This is a genomic window from Cupriavidus sp. 2SB (genome assembly GCF_005503625.1).
Lineage (GTDB): Bacteria > Pseudomonadota > Gammaproteobacteria > Burkholderiales > Burkholderiaceae > Cupriavidus.
In genome coordinates, this window is the sequence record NZ_SCMX01000002.1 from 20,151 (window position 1) to 40,450 (window position 20,300).

The window sequence follows — 20,300 nt, forward strand, 5'->3', positions numbered from 1 at the left end:
GATCACCCCACGCGCGTCCACCGTAACGTGGACGTGCCGGGTGAAGCACCTATCGGAACGAGATGCGCCGGACGGAGGTCCGGCGCATCCTGGCACTGAGGGAAACGTCCAGGCGATCAGCGAGTCTGGCTCGGACGCAACGTCAGCACCTGGGTGGCATCTCCCCGACGTACGAACACCGCCGCCATCTTGTTCTTGTCCAGGTTCTTGACCATGTCGTTGAACTGGCGGGTATTCGCTACATCGGCATCGCCGAGCCGCAAGATGATGTCGCCCGGACGAATTCCGGCACGGGCAGCAGGACCGTCCGCGGATTCCACTTCGACACCGCCCTTGATCTTCAACTCGCGCAGACGGGTTTCGGCAATGTCATTGACGATCAAGCCGAGAGCATTCGGCCTTGCCGACTGCTGCTCCTCGGCGCTATTGCCACGCTTGTCCCCTTTGCGCGCCGCAGTTCGCGCGGCATCGGGCTCGAGTTCGGTCACCGTGATCTGCACGTCGCGCGTCTGGCCCTTGCGCCATACCTGCAGCGGCACCCGCGTCCCGGGCTTGGTATCGCCGACCATGCGCGGGAGATCCGAAGCCTTTTCGATATCGCGGCCGTTGAACTTCAGGATGATGTCACCGGCCTCGATGCCAGCCTTCTCGGCAGGCCCACCCGGCTCGACACTGCCGACCAGCGCGCCACGCGCCCTTCCCAGACCCAGCGAATCTGCCACTTCCTTGGTCACGTCGCCAATCGCCACGGCGATCCGGCCACGTGTCACCTTGCCACTGACCTTGAGTTGCTCGGTCACGCGCAGGGCCTCGTCGATCGGAATCGCGAAGGAAATGCCCATGTAGCCACCGCTGCGGCTGTAGATCTGCGAATTGATGCCGATGACTTCGCCGCGCAGGTTGATCAGCGGACCGCCCGAGTTGCCGGGGTTCACTGCGACATCGGTCTGGATGAACGGCAGATAGTCGCCCGTATCGCGGCCCTTGGCCGACACGATGCCGGCAGTCACGCTGTTATCCAGTCCGAACGGCGAACCAATGGCGAGTACCCACTCACCCGGCCGAATCTTGTCGGAGTCGCCGAGGGTCAGTCGCGGCAATCCCGTTGCTTCGATCTTCAGCAGGGCAACGTCAGTACGCTTGTCGGAACCGATCAGCTTGGCCTTGAACTCGCGCTTGTCCGGCAGCGTGACGTAGATGGTCTCGGCGTCTGCCACCACGTGGGCGTTGGTCATCACGTAGCCATCCTGGCTCGTGATAAACCCGGACCCCACGCCACGGCTTTGCTCTTCGCCCTGCCCCTGGGGCGGCTGACCACGACGCGGCGGCGTCGGCGCGCCTGGCATCGGTACGCCAAAGAAGCGGCGGAAGAACTCCGCCATCTCATCATCTTCCGGGGTATTGCCGCCGCGCGAGCGCACGCGCTCGGTCGTGCGGATATTGACCACGGCGGGACTCGCCTTTTCCACCAGGTCCGTGAAATCAGGCAGGTTGTAGTTCGAGGCTGCCGCCTGCGCGTGCCCGACCTCGGAAATGGCTGGTCCGAGCGCAAGCATGGCGCACATGACCATGGCCCGCGCCACAACTGGGGATCTGGAAATCATGAAACGAACTCCCGGGAAAATCAGCGAGAAACGGTTGCGTCGCGAGGAGACTTCACGCGGAAGTGCCTGCGAGCCCTGCTGCCTGGCAGGCCGGCGAAGAGTGCGTTGCCCTTCGCAGCCAAGCCAGATTCTGGTCAGTGTACCTTGGGCGGGCGATACTCCACGCCGGCCGCGAATTGCTTCACCGTCGCGGCGGGAACCTCTCCCACCACGGTTACCCAGAAATCATTCACCCGCCGCACCACGACTTGCGTGGCACCCAGCGACGCCACGCCTTCACGACGCGCACGCTGCTCCGAAACGGGTTCGATGAAAACGGACAGGCCGGTGAGGCCGTCGCTATAGACCACCTGCAACACCTCGAACATCGCACCGGACTTGCTGCCCGGCGTCGGCGCGCGCAACTCTCCCAGCGGACGACGAACTTCGCGAATCTTCTGGAAGCCCTTGAGTGGGGTGTTGATCGACCACCCCTCGTCGGCGATATTGGCCGGCTGGTAGGTGACCTCGTAGCGATTCCAGGAGCTGGCGCCCTTGATGGCACCAAGAATCCGCTGCTTGTCGGACGGCACACCAATGTCCACCTGCGAGAAGGCAACCTGCTCGAGCACCTTGCCACCCTCGCCCAGCGTCTGGGCACGCATCAGAAGACCCGAGTTCTTGTCGGCCCACAGCCGTACGGCGTAACGCGCCGTGTCATGCGGCTCCAGCGCGAACACTTCGCACTCAACGCCAGCCACACGCTCGGCCGCGAGCTTGCGCATGTCGTAGAGATCGAGCACATCGCTCTTGGTCGTGGCCAGCAACGCAGGGAAACGATCCTTGGCTTCCTGCTTCTCGATGACTACCAGCTTGGCCTCGGGAATCAGGCTGTGTACGACATCGTTCTGTCGCAGCACCTCGCGCGGCTTGCCATCCAGCGTTTCCAGCCGCTCGTATTCGTTATTCGTGAGATCGCTGTAATGCTGGATGCGCGAAGCATGCATGACGCTACCGCGTTGGTAGATCAGCGTGCCGACATAATTCTCACGCTGCGCCGCGCGGTGAATCTTGTTCAGCCACGCGGTGGCATCGCGCCGGTTCAACGTATTTTCAGACGGCTGCGCCGTTGCGGCGGCAGCGGTCAGGCACAGGGCCAGAAAAAAGGACCTGCTCAGGCCCCTCTTTCCGCGCACGCCCGCTGCGTTGGCGGACGACCGTCCTTTCTGCATGTCCGGCATTATTCCTGCGAATTATCCTGGGAGAAATTGGCACCGTTGGCCACTGTGCGCATGGTCGGCACAAAGGCATCGGTTGCCACGGACGTGCGGTGCGCGCGCAGATACTCATCAAGGCGCGGATCGCGAATCATCTGGGCGCTGTCTGCAGACACGGTGACGATCCCGCCTGCATTGACGGCAGGTGCGCCCGCCTTCACGGTTGCACCAGGCTGCTGGTCGACGCGGGCCACGATGGCATCCGGCGCACCGCCGTCGGTCGTGCCACGCATTTGCGGTACGACAACCCAGCTGACGGCCGCCACAGCCGCGGCGATTGCCGTGCCCGGCACGACACGGCGCACCCACGACGGACGCACCAGCATGCGGTGTCGCCCTGCAGCGGCAACCGCCGGCACCAACACGTGCGGCTCGGCTTCGAGCTGGGCGGAGAAACGCGAGAGAAAGTCACCAGTGGACCCGGCGTGCGCCAGATCCTCGGAACGCAGCGTATCACCGATCAACTGGTACATTGACCAGTCGGCCATGCCGGCTTCGCCCTTAGCAATGCCCAGCGCCGCATCGACTTCATGCGCACCGAGTTCGCCATCCATCAGGACGGAGACCTGCTCCGCTGCTTCCACTACATGAACCGACTGCTTATGAGCCTGACCCATTTCCAACCCCAAGAAATTCCATTGAACACCGATAAATCCCGTCACTACTGCTGTCGTTTATCGATGCAGGAATAGGCTGCAACGCTGGCTGCACGACATTCTCACTACCACCGCTTGCCCTCCGCCGTTCCCAGCAGGGGCCGCAATTTATCTGCGATCGCTTCGCGCGCCCGGAAAATCCGCGAGCGCACCGTCCCGATCGGGCACCCCATCGCCTCCGCGATCTCCTCATAGCTGAGACCTTCGATTTCGCGCAGCGTGATGGCAGTGCGTAATTCTTCCGGCAGCGCTTCCATTGCGCGGTTCACCGTATCGGCAACCTGGCGCGTATGGAGCATGGACTCCGGCGTATTGATATCCCTTAGTTGCTCACCGTCCGCAAAAGTTTCAGCCTCTTCGGCATCGATGTCGCTGGACGCTTCGGGGCGTCGTCCCTGGGTGGCCAGGTAGTTCTTTGCAGTGTTGACCGCGATACGGTACAGCCATGTGTAGAAGGCGGATTCCCCCCGGAACTGGGGCAAGGCGCGGTACGCCTTGATAAAGGCATCCTGCGCCACATCCTCCACCTCGGCGGGGTCACGGACAAGGCGCGAAATCAGGCGAATGATCTTGCGGTGGTACTTCACCACCAGCAATTCAAAGGCCCGTTTGTCGCCCTGCTGGACGCGTTCAACAAGAAGCTGATCGGCTTCGCGTTCGCTCACGAATGGTTCACCTGCTGCAGTGTATCTCTTGGTTTCGTCGTAACGACAAGCGTTGTATTTTACCTACGATCGGTCCATGCGCGGGTATCGCAGAGCGCATTCTGTGACCGCAACTACGCAAATTGGTTCCCGCGCATTCCAACCCGGTTGCACCGCGTGCAACCCGATCAACGCTGCCATCGCACCGCCGCAAAGAGAAACCGGGGCGAATCCCTGCGGAAAGCCCCGGTGCTCTGGCAATGTCGTCGCGACGGATCAGATGCGGCGGAACACGAGCGTGCCGTTGGTGCCGCCGAAGCCGAAGTTGTTCTTCACTGCGACGTCGATCTTCATATCACGCGCCGTGTTGGCCACGTAGTCCAGGTCGCACTCGGGATCCTGATTGAAGATGTTGATCGTCGGCGGCGAAACCTGATTGTGGATCGCCAGCACCGTGAAGACCGACTCCAGCCCACCAGCGCCACCCAGCAAGTGGCCCGTCATCGACTTGGTCGAATTGACAACCATCTTGTAGGCATGATCGCCAAAGGCGAGCTTGATGGCTTCGCTTTCGTTCTTGTCGCCCAGCGGCGTCGACGTACCGTGTGCATTGAGGTAGTTCACCTCGTCGACGTTGATAGCGGCATTCTTGATGGCAGCTGCCATGCAACGGCGCGGGCCGTCGGTGCTCGGCGCCGTCATGTGGAACGCATCGCCACTCATGCCGAAGCCAACGAGTTCAGCGTAGATGCGGGCGCCACGTGCCTTGGCCGATTCGTACTCCTCGAGCATCATCACGCCGGCGCCTTCGCCCAGCACAAAGCCGTCGCGATCCTTGTCCCACGGACGCGAAGCCGTGGCCGGATCGTCGTTACGCGTCGATAGTGCACGCGCAGCGGCGAAACCGCCGATACCGAGCGGCGACACGGTCGACTCCGCACCACCAGCAAGCATGGCATCGGCGTCGCCAGCCTGGATCAGGCGCGCAGCCAGTCCGATGCTGTGCAGGCCAGTCGTGCAGGCCGTCACGGCGGCAAGGTTCGGTCCCTTCATGCCGTGGATGATCGACAGATGGCCCGAAATCATGTTGATGATCGAGCCCGGCACGAAGAACGGCGAAATACGGCGCGGACCACGGTTCGACAGCTCGATCTGTGTTTCCTCGATCATCGGCAGGCCGCCGATACCCGAACCGACGAGCACGCCGATACGGTCCGCATTCTCTTCAGTAATCTCCAGGCCGCTATCCTTCAGCGCCTGAGACCCGGCTGCAATGCCGAAATGGATAAACGTATCCATGTGGCGGGCTTCCTTCGCCGGGATATAGTCCTCGGCGTTAAAGCCCTTCACTTCGCCGGCAAAATGAACTGCCAGAGCGGAGTGATCGAATTTGGTAATGGTGGCAATGCCGGACTTGCCGGCAACCAGGTTAGCCCAGCCTTCGGCAACCGTGTTTCCGACCGGAGACACAAGGCCAAGCCCAGTGACGACGACGCGACGACGGCTCACTATGTTTTCCCACGAGTGTGTGAAGCGGAACTGCAATGACTCAGGATCTGGCCAAACCTGCCGTTAGGATGACTGGCATCTCGCGCGGCTCCAACTGGCTCGGGATCTTTTACAGCTCAACTTCTTCAAACAGACGAAAGCCACAGAAAACATCACGACAGGACCGTAACGGCCCCGCCCGTGCGCCTTCTGTGGCTCGGAATTCGATGACGACGGCTTAAGCCTTGACGTGCGCGGTAGCGTAGTCGATAGCTTGTTGCACGGTCGTGATCTTTTCGGCTTCCTCATCAGGAATTTCCATGCCGAATTCATCTTCCAACGCCATCACGAGTTCAACCGTGTCCAGCGAGTCTGCACCGAGGTCATTCACGAACGACGATTCGTTCTTGATATCTGCCTCGGCCACGCCAAGCTGTTCAGCCACGATTTTCTTGACGCGTTGTTCGATATTGTCCATGTAACCCTCCAGGGAAGTTCGACAAAAAGTGGGCGCATTTTAGCAGGTTTGTACCGCAAAAAATCTGCCTGACTAGCTTTGCAAGATTCGCGCCCGATTGGTTTGAAAAACGACAGCTTTGGCCGGCTTCTTTCGGCTTCTCCCTCGAAACCGGACCGGATTCCGCAATCAATTCATATACATGCCGCCATTCACGTGCAGCGTAGTGCCCGTGACATAGGCGGCCTGCGGACCTGCCAGGAAGGCCACCGCATTCGCGATGTCTTCCGGCTGTCCAAGTCGGCCCAGCGGAATGCGGGTTTTCAGTGCCGCATGCTGCTCTTCCGACAATACCTTGGTCATGTCGGTATCGATGAAACCAGGCGCCACGCAATTGACGGTGATATTCCGGCTGCCAATCTCGGCGGCCAGCGCACGCGTCATGCCTTCGACGCCAGCCTTTGCGGCCGCGTAGTTCATCTGGCCCGGGTTGCCCGTCGAGCCCACCACCGACGTGATGTTGATGATGCGGCCACCGCGGGCCTTCATCATCGGACGCAGCACGGCACGGGCCAGACGGAACACCGCCGTCAGGTTCGTATCGATGACCGCCGTCCAGTCGTCGTCCTTCATGCGCATGGCCAGTTGGTCCTGCGTAATACCGGCGTTGTTCACCAGTACCGCCAGGCCGCCATGCGTCTTCACGATCTCTTCGATCACCGCGTCACAACGCGCGGCGTCGTTGACGTTCAGCACCACGCCACGGCCTTTCAGGCCATCGGCCGCCAGGTATTCGCCAATGGCAGTAGCACCCGATTCACTCGTGGCCGTACCGATCACCGTTGCACCCTGACGTGCGAGTTCGAGCGCGATCGCCCGGCCAATGCCGCGCGATGCACCGGTCACCAGCGCGACCTGATTTTCCAGAGTCTTGCTCATGTTGCGTCCGTTCCTTGTTCTTACTTCAACAGCGACAGCGTTTCCTGCAGCGACGCCGGATCGAAGATTGCACCACCAACCAGGGTGCTGTCGATGCGCTTGGTCATACCTGCCAGCACTTTACCCGGGCCACATTCGATGACGTGCGTCACACCTTCGGCAGCGAACTTCTGCACGCACTCGACCCAGCGCACCGGCGCGGCCGCCTGGCGGACCAGCGCATCCTTGATCTGTGCCGGATCGTTGACGATGGCAACATCGACGTTGTTCACGAGCGGGATCGACGGGGTGGCGAATGTCAGGCCAGCCATGCGTTCGCGAAGGCGATCGGAAGCCGGCTTGAGCAGCGACGAGTGGAACGGCGCAGAGACCGGCAGTGGCAGTGCGCGCTTGGCGCCCTTGCTCTTGGCAATCTCGCAAGCCTTTTCGACGGCTCCCTTGTGCCCGGCGATCACCACCTGGGACGGCGCGTTGAAGTTCACGGCTTCCACTACGCCGGCACCTGCGGCTGCAGCTTCTGCGCATGCAGCACGGACATCATCGTCGGAGAGACCGAGAATCGCGGCCATGCCGCCCTCGCCCACCGGCACGGCTTCTTGCATGGCCTGTGCGCGGAAACGGACCAGCGGCACGGCGTCTGCAAACGGAATGACACCTGCAGCAACCAGGGCCGAATATTCACCCAGGCTGTGGCCTGCAACCAGCGCCGGCACGGCACCGCCCGCATCCAGCCAGGCCCGGTACACGGCCACGGCGGCGGTCAGCATCACCGGCTGTGTGTTCGTCGTCAGGTTCAGTTCTTCGGCCGGACCTTCGGCGATCAGCTTGCCGATATCCTGGCCCAGCGCGGTGGAAGCTTCCTCGAGCGTGGCGCGCACGACGGCGTTGTCTGCGAACGCGTTCAGCATGCCAACTGCCTGCGAACCCTGGCCGGGGAATACGAATGCGAATTTCATCGGGATCCAGTCCTAGCTATTCATCTTGTCGGGGCGGCACGTCGTTCACCTGGAACATCATGCCGGCCGCATATTACATGCGCAGCAGTACCGCGCCCCAGGTGAAACCGCCACCGACGCCTTCCAGCAGCACGGTCTGTCCCGGCTTGATACGGCCATCGCGGACAGCCACATCGAGCGCCAGCGGAATCGAAGCCGCCGACGTGTTGCCGTGCTCCTGCACCGTGGACACCATGCGTTCGGCCGGCAGCCCGAGCTTCCTGGCCGTGCCCTGCATGATGCGGATATTGGCCTGGTGCGGCACCAGCCAGTCGATATCGTCGGCTTGCAGCTCGGCGGCCGCGATGGCTTCGCGTGCCACCTTGTCCAGCACCGTCACGGCCAGCTTGAACACAGCCTGACCATCCATGTGCAGGAAGGCATTGCCTGCAATCGCGCCACCCGACACATTGCCCGGCACGCAGAGAATATCCACATGACTGCCGTCAGAATGCATGGCCGAAGACAGGATCCCCGGTTCGTCGGACGCCGAGAGTACCACTGCGCCTGCACCGTCACCGAACAACACGCAGGTGGTGCGATCGTTGAAATCGAGGATGCGCGAGAATACTTCCGAACCGATCACCAGCACGTTCTTGTGCGAGCCGCTGCGGATGAACTTGTCCGCCGTCGACATGGCATAGACAAAGCCCGAGCAAACAGCCTGCAGGTCGAACGCCGCGCAATGATTCGTGATGCCGAGTTTCTGCTGCACGAGACAGGCGGTGCTGGGGAACACGAAATCAGGTGTGGACGTGGCGACGATGATCAGGTCGATGTCCTGGCGATCGATACCGGCCGCGGCAATCGCCTGCTCGGCCGCTTTGACAGCCAGGTCACTCGACGTAACGTCGGTCTCGGCCCAATGGCGTGCCGAGATGCCACTGCGCGAGACGATCCACTCGTCGCTCGTTTCAATACCCTTTTCAGCCAGCTGCACAGCCAGCTCGTGATTCGTCACACGCCGCGGGGGCAGATAGCTCCCCGTACCGATGATTTTTGCGTACTTGGTCATGAGAGTGTCGGATCGTGGTGCCCGGCCGCCTGCCCGCAGCGGCCAATCGGCTTCAAGCGGCGCGTGTATCGGAATGTGGGTCCGGTGCGTCGTTCTCTGGCCCGCCCGCCACGGCGCCTGAGGCACCGGACTTGTTGGCGAAAGCCTTCGCTATGCGTTCGATGACGCCATTTCTGGCGGCATCATACCCGCGTTTGATAGCCCACTCAAAAGAATGGGCATCGGCGGAACCGTGGCTCTTGATCACCAGCCCGCGCAGGCCCAGCAGCGACGCGCCGTTGTAGCGGGCGGGATCCAGGCGACGCGCCAGCCGCGACAACACGGGCATGGCCACACCTGCCAGCAACTTGGTGAACCACGACCGCGTGAATTCTTCCTTGATCATGCTGCCGATCATCTTGGCCAGGCCCTCGGTACTCTTGAGCGCCACGTTGCCGACAAACCCGTCGCAGACCACGATATCGGTCGTGCCCTTGAAGATGTCGTTGCCTTCCACGTTGCCATAGAAATTCAGTTCGGAAGCGCGCAGCAGTTCGCCGGCAGCCTTGACCACCTCGTTGCCCTTGATCACTTCCTCGCCGATATTGAGCAGCCCCACGGTCGGATGGTCCTTGTGGTCCACCACGGACACCATGGCCTCGGCCATCCGGGCGAACTGCAGCAAATGCTCCGGCTCGCAATCGGCATTAGCGCCAAGGTCCAGCACCGTGGTACCCCAGCCTTGTTCGTTCGGAATCGTGGTGGCGATGGCCGGCCGCTCGATGCCTTCGAGCGTTTTCAGCACATAGCGCGAGACCGCCATCAGCGCGCCGGTATTGCCGGCCGAGATGCAGGCGCCTGCGGTGCCTTCCTTGACTTGCGTCACGGCCACGCGCATCGAAGAGTCTCTCTTCTTGCGCAGCGCCACCTCCACCGGATCATCCATGGTGATGATCTCGGTAGCCGGGACGATGGTGACTCGCGGATGATCCACAGCGTTCAGCTTCTTGAGCTGCGCACTGATAGCGTCGGGCAGGCCGACCAGGATCATTTCGGCATCGTCGTGACTGGATAGAAAACTGATCGCCGCTGGCACCGTCACGGACACTCCGTGATCGCCGCCCATGCAGTCGATAGCGAGCTTGATCGTCATTGTTTCCTGATACGGAAAGCGCGTCGGCACCCGCCGCATCGGTCGGGAACACAAGCAGCCGGACGCGCGGATACGCCGTCGTGCGAGCGCCGAGCGCCCAACAAAAAAGCGGCAACGAGCTTGCCGCTTTCCTGTCTTACACCTGACAACGTGCGCGAGCGAGACACAGGGTCACGCCTGACGACCTGGTCAGTCGTTCTTGGTCTTGATGACCTTGCGACCACGATAGTAGCCGTTCGGGCTCACGTGGTGACGCAGGTGCGTTTCGCCGGTGGTCGGCTCGACGGCCAGCGGTGCGACCGACAGGTGGTCGTGCGAACGATGCATGCCGCGCTTGGACGGCGACTTCTTGTTCTGTTGAACAGCCATGATGACTCCTTCGAGAATTTTGCGATATTAACACACGCACCCTGCGCAAGGCGTAGCCGGGGCCCGGCTGGGTGCTTGACCTGCTACCGTGAAAACGAACTTCCGGCCGCACCATGCGGCATCAGTGCTTCGTCTTCAGGCCAGCCAGCGCCGCAAAGGGCGATGGCCGCTTTTCTTCTGGTGGCGCCTCAGGCTCCACCTCACCGTCCGCGCCGGTCACGAGCGAGTCGTGAACGGTCGGACAGGTCACATGCTTGGGGGCTGTCGGCAATGCCAGCAGCACCTCGTCTTCCAATAGTTCAAGCACCGAGAATTTCTTCGAGCCGACAATGACATCGACCTCATCATCATCCATCGATGCCTCTTCCGCCGCTTCCTCGGTGGACACGACCTCGAACCGCATGTCCGTGGCCACCGGTTCGGCGTACACCTGCAGGCATCGCTGGCAATCCAGCCACACACGTCCGCTTACCGTCACGTCGACGTACAGCCGCTGCGTAGCCGCCATGCCCGGCTCTGCCGCCTCATCCTTCGCAAACCCAGTCAGCGTGTACCGGAACGTTTCGTCCCGGGCCGACGCTGGCGCATCGGCAGCCGTCTCGGCTAAGATGCGCGGCAAATCGCGCACAGCCAAGTCTCCCACCACGTTGCCACCCTTGCGGCAAAAGGCGAAGAGATCGGTTTCATGCAAATCGAAGGCCGCGGCGGACGCCGCAGGCTGGGTCGGCTGACTCATACAGACGGAATTGGGAAAATGCCTTGTTTGCCACAACTCGCCGGCAGCGGTTATCGAGAATGCTCGATAACGAATGCGCCTGTGCAGCCAAACGCGCGATTATACGGCGTAAACAGCCAACCCGTCAAAGTATACAAAACGAAACCGACCTGAGCCTGGCCTGACATGTCCTCCGACAATTTACCTACGCTGATCCTTGGCTCCAGTTCCCCATACCGCCGGGAGTTGCTGGCGCGCCTGCGCATACCTTTTCAGACCGCCACGCCCGATATTGACGAAGCACCACTGGCCGGCGAGCGACCGGAAGCCACGGCGCTCCGGCTGTCACGACTGAAAGCCGAGGCCATTGCCGCGCGCCATCCCGGCGCCTTGGTCATTGGCTCGGATCAGGTCTGCACGCTCGACGACATGCAGATCGGCAAGCCCGGCAACCATGAGAATGCGCTGGCGCAACTCCAACTGATGCGCGGCCGCACCGTGACGTTCCATTCGGCGCTGTGCCTGCTGGATAGCCGCAGCGGCGTGGCACAACTGGCCGATGTACAAACCCGCGCCACGTTCCGCGATCTCTCCGACGCCGAACTCGATGCCTACCTGCGCATCGAGACGCCCTACGATTGCGCCGGTAGCGCCAAGGCCGAAGGGCTAGGCATCGCGTTGCTGTCCCGCGTGGAATCCGATGACCCCACGGCGTTGATTGGCCTGCCGCTGATCGCGCTGACCGGCATGCTGCGCCAGACCCGATACCCCTTCTTTGGAGCCTGAGCAATGGCCGGCACGCTATATCTGATTCCCAATACGCTGGGCAAGCGCGACGAAGCCGACCCCCTGGCCGATGTCATTCCGGTGGGCGTCCAGCAAGTCGCCACACGGCTGGACTACCTTGTCGCAGAAAATGCCAAAACCGCGCGCGCGTTCCTGAAGAAACTGGGCGAGACCAGCCCGCTGACGCATCCAATCCAGCAGATCGAGATTCGCGAACTCAACGTCAATACGAAGGCAAAGGAACTGGCCGCGTTGCTCGATCCGATTGCAGACGGCCGCGATGGCGGCCTGCTGTCCGAAGCGGGCGTGCCGGCCGTGGCCGATCCCGGTGCGGACCTCGTCCGGCTGGCCCACACGGTTGGCGTCACGGTGCGGCCCCTGGTTGGGCCAAGCTCGATATTGCTCGCAGTCATGGCCTCCGGACTCAATGGCCAGAGCTTCGCATTCAACGGCTATCTGCCGGTGGACGCTGGCGAGCGCATCAAGAAGCTGCGCGAACTCGAACATCACTCGCGCAAGGCACGTCAGACACAGGTGTGGATCGAAACGCCCTACCGGAACGGCGCGCTACTCGATGCGCTGCGCCAGCATTGCGCGGGCACGACATTGCTGTCGATCGCCGTGGACCTGACCTTGCCAACGGAAGCCATCGTCACGCTGCCGATCTCGGCCTGGCGACCCGAGCGCCTGTCGCTGCACAAACGGCCCGCGATCTTCTCGCTGCTGGCGCAGTAAGTCCGCACTCTCACCGCCCTCCCCAATTGCCGGGGAGGGCTTGCCCACTTACCGTACCGACGGCGCGGACGAATTCAGGAGCATCACCTTCATCGCTGCCGAACCCATTGCCGCACCAAACCGCTTGGCCACACGTTCTGCAACGTTTTCCTTGACCGTGTAGTCAACGATGTCCTCGGCTTTGAGCACATCGCGCGCTACGTAGTCCGCGCTACCCAGACCATCGGCCAAGCCCAGTTCGACGGCCCGTTCGCCGGACCAGAACAATCCCGAAAACAGTTCCGGATCGTCCTTGAGCCGATCGCCGCGCCCTTCCTTCACCACGTTGATGAACTGTTGGTGAATTTCCTTGAGCATCGACTCCGCATAGGCTTTCTGACGCGGCACCTGCGGCGAGAACGGATCGAGCATGCCCTTGTTTGAACCTGCCGTGTACAGCCGGCGCTCCACGCCGAGCTTGTCCATGAGACCGGTGAAACCGAACCCATCCATCAGCACGCCGATGGAGCCAACGATGCTGGCCTTGTCGACATAGATCTTGTCAGCCGCCGCTGCCACGTAATAGCCACCCGACGCGCAGATCTCCTCGACAACCACGTAGAACGGCTTGTCCGGATAGGTCTTGCGCAGGCGAGCAATCTCGTCGTTGATGATGCCGGCCTGCACCGGCGAACCGCCCGGCGAATTGATCTTGAGGATGACGCCTGCCGCGTTGGTATCGGCGAACGCCGCCTGCAGCGATGCATTGATGGACTCCGCGCTGGCAGGGGTGCCGGCCGCGATTTCACCCTCCAGCGTGACCATCGCCGTGTGCCGGCCCGAGGTGCTGGCCAGCCCATCGCCCTTGAAATCGAAGACGGCGAAGACGATCACCGCGAGGATGGCCAGAGTCACCAGCCGGAAGAAAATCTTCCAGCGACGGGCCGCGCGCTGCTCGCGCAGCGTGGCCATCAACACTTTTTCGAGCACATCGCGCTCCCAACCCCCGCCACTGCCGGAACCCACCGGAACACCGCCCTTGCCTGCCATGCGCGCGCGCCGATCGTCGGCCTCGCGCCGGGCCGCTGCCTCGCTGTCCTGCAGTTCCTGCTCCAGCGGATAGTCGGCGCGGCGTACGGTCTCCAGTCTTTCGCTGGCGGGAGATCCCTCGGGATGTTGCCCGGCTTGACCCGATGGTTGACCCGAAAGATCGGAGGAATCGGATGATGGCGGTTTTTGCTGTTCTGTCATGCAAATAGACTCAGGCGTCTGACGGAAAACCGCCCGGCTTCAACTGGCGTCGGGCGGCAGAAAGGGAGCCTCGGGGTGCCAGTAGACTGCACCCTCGCGTTCCTCGATATGAAGCTTGGCCAGCGCGGCGCCCCGGCAAGGGCCGCCTACGCAAAGGCCGGTGTCTGGCGCGTAGGTCGCGCCATGTGTCGCGCACATCAAGTATATGCCCGCACTGTCGAAAAACTGTCCCTCCTGCCAGTCCAGCTCCATGGGAACATGGGCACACTGGTTCAGGTAGCCATGGGCAACGCCGTCGTAGCGCACCACAAACGCACCGACCTCACGCGCGTTGAGCCGCACCGTGAAGCGCACGCCCACACCGCCTTCGGCCAGGGCTTTCGCCGCGCACAGCCGGCGAGGCGCAAACAGTCCTTCAGGCATTCGCGAGCAACCAATCGTGCAAATCGGCAATTGACGTAGCGCAATGCACCGGCGACATCGCACGCAGCGAATCGGCGGGATGCGCACCATAGCAGACGCCAAGCCCTTGCGCGCCAGCATTGGCGGCCATCTGCAGATCGTGTGTCGTATCGCCGATCATGACCGTGCGCTCGATGTCCTGGCCCAGTTCTCGGGTCAGCTCGTGCAACATCGCCGGGTGCGGCTTCGAGAATGTTTCATCGGCACAGCGCGTGGCATCGAACAGCTTGCCCAGGCCGGTGCTGGCCAGCGCGCGCTCCAGGCCCACGCGCGTCTTGCCGGTGGCCACACCGAGGAAATAGTGCTCCGCGTGCAACGCTTCGAGCATTTCCCGTACGCCTGGAAACAGCACGAGTTCGGCGTCGCGGGTCAGGAAGTGAAAGCGATAGCGTTCGGCCAGACGCGGATAGTCGGTGGGATCGAGCGATGGCACTGCGTACGACAGCGCGTCCTTGAGACCGAGTCCGATCACATGGCTGGCCGCGCTGTCGTCGGGCACTGGCAGCCCCAGGTCACGGCTGGCCAACTGAATGCACTTGGTGATGGTGGGCGTGGAATCCATCAGGGTTCCATCCCAGTCGAAAACGATCAGGTCGTAGCGCTGCCTGGCCATTGCGGTCCTTGGTCGATGCGGAAAGTGTGCAGAAGGATGTTGGACGGTGCGCCCCAGCCGTCAGGCCGCGCCGTCGATCTGCTTCAATTGTTGCAGAAAATCAACACATTCGGCGGGCAACGGCGCCGAGACGGTCATTGGCTCGCCCGTACTCGGATGCGTAAGCGTCAGGCGGTGGGCGTGCAGGAACATTCGCTTGATGCCGGGACGAACACCGCTGCGTGAAAGTGCCTTGTTCAGCGCAAAGTCACCGTACTTGTCGTCGCCAACGATCGGAAAGCCGATGGACTGCAGATGGACACGAATCTGGTGCGTTCGGCCGGTCTTCAGCTCTGCTTCCAACAGCGTGTAACCCTCGAACGACTTCACCCGGTTGAACACCGTGTGTGACACCAAGCCATCGGCCTGCACCCTGACCCGACGCTCTCCGTCCGCAGTGCTGTATTTATATAGAGGGAGTTTTACATGTTGCCGTGCGTTCTGGAATTCGCCGGCAACGCAGGCGAAGTACCTTTTGTCCATGCCGTTGCCACGGATCTGCTCGTGCAGGTTCACCAGCGCTGACCGCTTCTTGGCGAGCACCAGCACGCCAGATGTCTCGCGATCCAGCCGATGAACCAGTTCGAGGAACTTCGCTTCGGGTCGCGCCCGGCGCAACTGCTCGATAACACCGAACGCCACGCCCGATCCGCCATGCACCGCCACGCCAGCCGGCTTGTCAATGACCAAAAGGTGGGTATCTTCGAACAACACCGGAAACTCGCCAGCCGGCACGTGCTGGCCCGTGTCTGCGGCCTTCTCCGCCACGCGCATCGGTGGAATCCGCACCACATCGCCAATCTGCAACCGATAGGTTGCATCTATGCGCCCCTTGTTGACCCGTACCTCGCCGGAGCGCAGCACCCGATAGATGTGGCTCTTCGGTACCCCCTTGGCGATCTTCAGCAGGAAGTTGTCGATGCGCTGCCCATCGGCGCTTTCATCGATCGTGACATACGCCACCTGGAGCGCGGCGGGACGCGATTGCGGCTCCGTTTCAATTTGATGGCGTAACTCATTCATTTTCAATATAATTTCCCGGCTGTTGCTGGCCAAGGACCGGCAACGCGCGACTTTGTGTAAGCGATGTTTGGCGCGAATCCGGATCGTATGTACCTGCCAGGTTTGCGGCAGGCCGGTACGGAATGTGCGAGAAACACCAAGCCTTGTCTTGGGTAGTCTCACCAGTATCCGCGCAAGATTCCGCATTTTACACTTCGGGTTGCCATCGACCCGGCCCGTCTCCCGCATGTTGCGTACCCCGCAAGGCGCCAGACGGGCAAATGGTGGCAAACAGCAGCACGCACGCGTTGCGCTGGCGCGCAGGAAGTCGCCCAGAGGCGCCTTCGGCAAAAGCCGGCCGACACGTGGAAACAGAGTGTTCAGGCAGAAAAGAATTCAATGCGGATGCCGCAGCATGGCATCCGCAACGGTGAGAGAAGACCGCCCGCACCGGGAATCGGTGCCGGCCCCGGCAGGTAACCCTGTCACCCGACCTGAAGTATCGGCCGCGACTTGCCTCCCTTTGCCGTCATCCGGCAAGGCGGCACTGGCGCCCGGACGCAGAACGCCAAGAAGCAGCGGCGCGCCCGAACGCGGTACAGGTCGGATTGACTCGGCAAGCCTTGCCGCGTCCGGATAAGTTGCTCTTTGACGCGTCCTGGCCATCCCGGCCCGGCAGCGATTGGTAGCGTAGACCTGTGCCACTGGCACGGACACCTTCCCGTCGCCCGCCCCGCCGGCATCCGCCAGAAGCCGTTGCATCAGGAGCAGGCCCATTTGCCCTCTCCCGACCCGGCGGACCGCCCGCATCGTTTGCGGGAGCCAGAACGCCCACAGCCTCTCCTTTCACCCGCGCCCAGCCGGCCGCGTGCATTGCGCGCCGGCAATTCCGGCAATTCTCCCGACCTCGCTCTCTTTCCTCGCGTGCTCCCTGGACCGTCGCGGGCATGATCCCCTCATGACCCATCGATCTCCCGCGACACTGGAGCGAGGTATTGCGATGAAACGCATGCTGTTCAACGCGACGCAACAGGAAGAACTGCGCGTCGCCATCGTCGATGGTCAGAAACTGATCGACATCGACATCGAGACTGCCGGGCGCGAACAGCGCAAGGGCAACATCTACAAGGGTGTCATCACCCGCATCGAGCCGTCGCTCGAGGCGTGCTTCGTCAACTACGGCGAAGAGCGCCACGGCTTCCTGCCGTTCAAGGAAGTGGCTCGTGCCTTCTTCAAGGACGGCGTGGACGTGCGCAATGCGCGCATCCAGGATGCGCTGCACGAAGGCCAGGAACTGATCGTCCAGGTGGAGAAGGAAGAACGCGGCAACAAGGGCGCTGCCCTGACGACGTTCATCTCGCTCGCCGGCCGCTACCTGGTGCTGATGCCGAACAACCCGCGTGGCGGCGGCGTATCGCGCCGCATCGAGGGCGAGGATCGCCAGGAACTGCGCGAGACCATGGCGCAACTCCAGGTGCCGGAAGGCATGAGCATCATCGCGCGCACCGCCGGTATCGGCCGTGCCGCCGAAGAGCTGCAATGGGATCTGAACTACCTGCTGCAACTGTGGAAGGCCATCGACGGCGCCGCCGGTGACAACAAGGCGCCGCTGCTGATCTATCTGGAGTCCAGCCTTGTCATCCGCGCCATCCGGGATTACTTCCAGCCCGACATTGGCGAAATCCTGATCGACACCGACGAAATCCACGAGCAGGCCCGCGCGTTCATGAGCGTGGTGATGCCCGACAACATGAACCGCGTGAAGAAGTACCGGGACGACGTGCCCCTCTTCTCGCGTTTCCAGATCGAGCACCAGATCGAATCGGCGTACTCGCGCATGGTGATGCTGCCCTCTGGCGGTGCCATCGTGATCGACCATACCGAAGCCCTCGTGTCGGTTGACGTGAACTCGGCCCGCGCCACCAAGGGTGCGGACATCGAGGAAACCGCGCTGCGCACGAACCTGGAAGCCGCCGACGAGATTGCCCGCCAGCTGCGCCTGCGCGACCTGGGCGGCCTGATCGTGATCGACTTCATCGACATGGAGTCCGGCAAGGCCCAGAAGGACGTGGAAACGCGTCTGAAGGACGCCCTGCGCCACGACCGCGCCCGCGTGCAGATGGGCAAGATCAGCCGCTTCGGTCTGATGGAACTGTCGCGCCAGCGCCTGCGTCCTTCGCTGTCGGAAGGCTCGCACATCACCTGCCCGCGCTGCAATGGAACAGGTCACATCCGCGATACCGAATCGTCCGCCCTGCAGGTGCTGCGCATCATCCAGGAAGAGGCGATGAAGGAAAACACGGCCGCCATTCACTGCCAGGTGCCGGTGGAAGTGGCCGCTTTCCTGTTGAACGAGAAGCGTCAGGACATCAACCTGATCGAACTGCGCTTCAAGGTCAATGTGCTGCTGATCCCGAACAAGCATCTGGAAACGCCGCACTACAAGCTCGAACGCCTGCGCCACGACGATCCGCGCCTGGAAGACTCCACCGCCAGCTATCGCATGGCGGAAGCGGCTGCGAAGGAACTCGAAGCCGACACGAGCTACAGCAGCCGCAAGAAGGAAGATGCACGTCCACGCCAGGAAGCGGCCGTCAAGGGCATCACGCCTGACGCTCCGGCCCCGGTCTCGGTACCGCGCGCGGAACGTGCGCCGAAGCCCGATGCAGCAGCACGCCCGACGCCGGCTACGCAGCCCGTCACGGGCGGGGGCATCATCGGCTGGCTCAAGAGTCTGTTCGGCGCAACGCCGGCACCTGCTCCCGTGGCAGAGCCGGTCAAACCGGCAGTTGAATCGCCGGCACGCGGCGAAGGCCGTCAAGGCCGTGGCCAGCGTGGTGAGCGCGGCGAAGGCCGCCAGGCCCGTGGTGAGCGCGGTGGTGAACAGCGCGGCGAGCGCGGTGACCGAGGCGAACGTGGCGAACGCCAGGGTCGCGGCCAGCGTGGCGAGCGCTCCGATCAGCAGCGCGGTGAACAGCGCGAGCAACGCGAGTCACGTGAACAACGCGAACCGCGTGAAGCACGTGAGCCGCGCGAGGCCCGTGAACCGCGCGAACCGCGTGGCGAACGCCAGCCGCGCGCACCGCGTGAAGGCCAGGCCACTCCGGCCGTGGTTCAGGGCGAGCGCACCGAAGGCCGTCAGGAAGGTCGTCGCGAACGCAACCAGGAACGCCGCGAGCGCCAGCGCGAACGCCAGCGTGAACGGGCCGAAGGTCGCGAGACCGACGAAACGCTGACCGAAGGCCAGGCTGCACAGCAGACCGCGTTCGAAGCCGCCCAGGCTGCGCCGGCCTACGCCGTCAATACCGACAGCGCTGCAACCGACATCCCGGCAGGTGCCGAGGGCACCGAGGCAGCATTCGAAGGTGCGGAAGGTACAGAAGGCGAAGAACGTCGTCGCCGTAACCGTCGTGGTCGCAATCGTTATCGTCGCGAACGCGAAGATGGCGCGCAGAACCTTGAAGTCAATGAGGCCAATCTGGCGGAAGTCAGCAGCGGCGTGACGGAATCGGAGTCCGATTCGGAGCCGGTGACAACGCCGGCATCGGCGGCAGCCCCGGCACCTCAGGTTGCCTCGCCGACCCAGCACGTAGAGTCCGCTCCCGTGGCTCGCGCCGAGCCAGTTGTCCAGGCGCCGGTTGCCGAGCCCGTGTTCGCAGCCGTTGCAACGCCCCAGGCGGAAGCCGTGGTGCCGCCTGCGCCGGCGTATGTTGCACCCGCACCGGTAGCGGCTCCGGCAGTCGAGGCTCCGGCGGTTGCTACGGCACCGGTCGTCCCTGAGCAAGTCATCGTGACGGCTGATGTGGCGCCTGCCCCGGTTCCGGCTGTGGAAGCCGCCGTGGTGGCCGCTGCAGCACCTGCAGCAGTTCAGGCAACGCCGAAGACGGATGTCGCACTGGAGCCGATGCTTGAGGCTGCAGGCCTGCAGTGGGTCGAAACGGACTCCAGCAAACATGCTGCAGCGCAGGAAGCCGCCGCACGCGTCGCCCCGGCTGCACGGGTGGTGCGCGAGCGCAAGCCGCTGCCGCCGCTGCCGGAAGGTCCGATGGTCCTGGTGGAAACCGGCGGCCAGCAACGCGATACGGCGCAGCAACAACAGCAGCAACAGCAATAAGCTGCGGCGCACGTTGTGACGAGGGGACGGCAATGCCGTCCCCTTTTTC

19 protein-coding genes are annotated in these 20,300 nt (G+C 62.7%); 3 read left to right on the plus strand and 16 right to left on the minus strand.

The genetic code is table 11. The annotated features are described in order from the left end of the window. Window positions 1-116: 116 nt before the first annotated feature. The 12 genes from FFS21_RS01115 to FFS21_RS01170 form a co-directional block, all read right to left on the minus strand. Window positions 117-1,604 carry a DegQ family serine endoprotease gene (locus FFS21_RS01115; RefSeq protein WP_137923097.1) on the minus strand — a complete coding sequence of 496 codons (1,488 nt, stop codon included), beginning with the start codon at window positions 1,602-1,604 and terminating at the stop codon, window positions 117-119. A 134-nt stretch (window positions 1,605-1,738) separates the two neighbouring features. Continuing rightward, entirely contained in the window at window positions 1,739-2,815 is a 1,077-nt protein-coding gene (locus tag FFS21_RS01120; RefSeq protein ID WP_137923098.1) for a MucB/RseB C-terminal domain-containing protein, read from the minus strand. A gap of 8 nt (window positions 2,816-2,823) precedes the next feature. After that, window positions 2,824-3,477 carry a sigma-E factor negative regulatory protein gene (locus FFS21_RS01125; RefSeq protein WP_137923099.1) on the minus strand — a complete coding sequence of 218 codons (654 nt, stop codon included), beginning with the start codon at window positions 3,475-3,477 and terminating at the stop codon, window positions 2,824-2,826. Window positions 3,478-3,581: 104 nt separating this feature from the next. Continuing rightward, on the minus strand, window positions 3,582-4,181 hold the full coding sequence (gene rpoE, locus FFS21_RS01130) for an RNA polymerase sigma factor RpoE (protein ID WP_137923100.1): 600 nt from the start codon (window positions 4,179-4,181) through the stop codon (window positions 3,582-3,584). A 255-nt stretch (window positions 4,182-4,436) separates the two neighbouring features. Next, window positions 4,437-5,669 carry a beta-ketoacyl-ACP synthase II gene (gene fabF / locus FFS21_RS01135; RefSeq protein ID WP_137923101.1) on the minus strand — a complete coding sequence of 411 codons (1,233 nt, stop codon included), beginning with the start codon at window positions 5,667-5,669 and terminating at the stop codon, window positions 4,437-4,439. A gap of 217 nt (window positions 5,670-5,886) precedes the next feature. Beyond that, window positions 5,887-6,126: an acyl carrier protein gene (gene acpP, locus FFS21_RS01140; protein WP_008644813.1), complete on the minus strand. Its 240-nt coding sequence runs from the start codon at window positions 6,124-6,126 to the stop codon at window positions 5,887-5,889. Window positions 6,127-6,294: 168 nt separating this feature from the next. Next, window positions 6,295-7,044, minus strand: a complete 750-nt coding sequence (gene fabG / locus FFS21_RS01145) for a 3-oxoacyl-ACP reductase FabG (RefSeq protein ID WP_137923102.1) — start codon at window positions 7,042-7,044, stop codon at window positions 6,295-6,297. Between the two features lie 20 nt (window positions 7,045-7,064). After that, window positions 7,065-8,000 carry an ACP S-malonyltransferase gene (gene fabD / locus FFS21_RS01150; protein WP_137923103.1) on the minus strand — a complete coding sequence of 312 codons (936 nt, stop codon included), beginning with the start codon at window positions 7,998-8,000 and terminating at the stop codon, window positions 7,065-7,067. A gap of 73 nt (window positions 8,001-8,073) precedes the next feature. Further along, window positions 8,074-9,054: a beta-ketoacyl-ACP synthase III gene (locus FFS21_RS01155; RefSeq protein ID WP_137923104.1), complete on the minus strand. Its 981-nt coding sequence runs from the start codon at window positions 9,052-9,054 to the stop codon at window positions 8,074-8,076. Between the two features lie 52 nt (window positions 9,055-9,106). Further along, the gene (plsX, locus tag FFS21_RS01160; RefSeq protein ID WP_137923105.1) at window positions 9,107-10,186 is read right to left on the minus strand and encodes a phosphate acyltransferase PlsX; all 1,080 of its coding nucleotides are present in this window, start codon (window positions 10,184-10,186) and stop codon (window positions 9,107-9,109) included. Between the two features lie 189 nt (window positions 10,187-10,375). Next, on the minus strand, window positions 10,376-10,555 hold the full coding sequence (gene rpmF, locus FFS21_RS01165; protein ID WP_008644820.1) for a 50S ribosomal protein L32: 180 nt from the start codon (window positions 10,553-10,555) through the stop codon (window positions 10,376-10,378). A gap of 121 nt (window positions 10,556-10,676) precedes the next feature. Continuing rightward, the gene (locus tag FFS21_RS01170; protein WP_137923106.1) at window positions 10,677-11,291 is read right to left on the minus strand and encodes a YceD family protein; all 615 of its coding nucleotides are present in this window, start codon (window positions 11,289-11,291) and stop codon (window positions 10,677-10,679) included. Between the two features lie 165 nt (window positions 11,292-11,456). Between FFS21_RS01170 and FFS21_RS01175 the strand changes: the two genes are divergently transcribed. Beyond that, window positions 11,457-12,056 carry a Maf-like protein gene (locus FFS21_RS01175; RefSeq protein WP_137923107.1) on the plus strand — a complete coding sequence of 200 codons (600 nt, stop codon included), beginning with the start codon at window positions 11,457-11,459 and terminating at the stop codon, window positions 12,054-12,056. Between the two features lie 3 nt (window positions 12,057-12,059). Further along, window positions 12,060-12,791 carry an SAM-dependent methyltransferase gene (locus tag FFS21_RS01180; protein ID WP_137923108.1) on the plus strand — a complete coding sequence of 244 codons (732 nt, stop codon included), beginning with the start codon at window positions 12,060-12,062 and terminating at the stop codon, window positions 12,789-12,791. A gap of 48 nt (window positions 12,792-12,839) precedes the next feature. Here the strand turns inward: FFS21_RS01180 and FFS21_RS01185 are convergent, their stop codons facing one another. Genes FFS21_RS01185 through FFS21_RS01200 form a run of 4 tightly spaced genes read right to left on the minus strand, consistent with a single transcriptional unit; the run spans window position 12,840 to window position 16,158 of the window. Next, a complete protein-coding gene (locus tag FFS21_RS01185; RefSeq protein WP_137923109.1) occupies window positions 12,840-14,021 on the minus strand; it encodes a S49 family peptidase in 1,182 nt (393 codons plus the stop codon). Between the two features lie 39 nt (window positions 14,022-14,060). Further along, window positions 14,061-14,444, minus strand: a complete 384-nt coding sequence (locus tag FFS21_RS01190; protein ID WP_137923110.1) for a Rieske (2Fe-2S) protein — start codon at window positions 14,442-14,444, stop codon at window positions 14,061-14,063. Then, the gene (locus FFS21_RS01195; protein WP_137923111.1) at window positions 14,437-15,096 is read right to left on the minus strand and encodes an HAD-IA family hydrolase; all 660 of its coding nucleotides are present in this window, start codon (window positions 15,094-15,096) and stop codon (window positions 14,437-14,439) included. The genes FFS21_RS01190 and FFS21_RS01195 overlap by 8 nt, the downstream gene beginning before the upstream one ends. Before the next feature lie 60 nt (window positions 15,097-15,156). Then, the gene (locus FFS21_RS01200) at window positions 15,157-16,158 is read right to left on the minus strand and encodes an RluA family pseudouridine synthase (protein WP_137923232.1); all 1,002 of its coding nucleotides are present in this window, start codon (window positions 16,156-16,158) and stop codon (window positions 15,157-15,159) included. 979 nt (window positions 16,159-17,137) lie between these two features. Between FFS21_RS01200 and FFS21_RS01205 the strand changes: the two genes are divergently transcribed. Continuing rightward, a complete protein-coding gene (locus tag FFS21_RS01205) occupies window positions 17,138-20,251 on the plus strand; it encodes an Rne/Rng family ribonuclease (protein WP_137923233.1) in 3,114 nt (1,037 codons plus the stop codon). The last annotated feature ends 49 nt before the right edge of the window (window positions 20,252-20,300 follow it).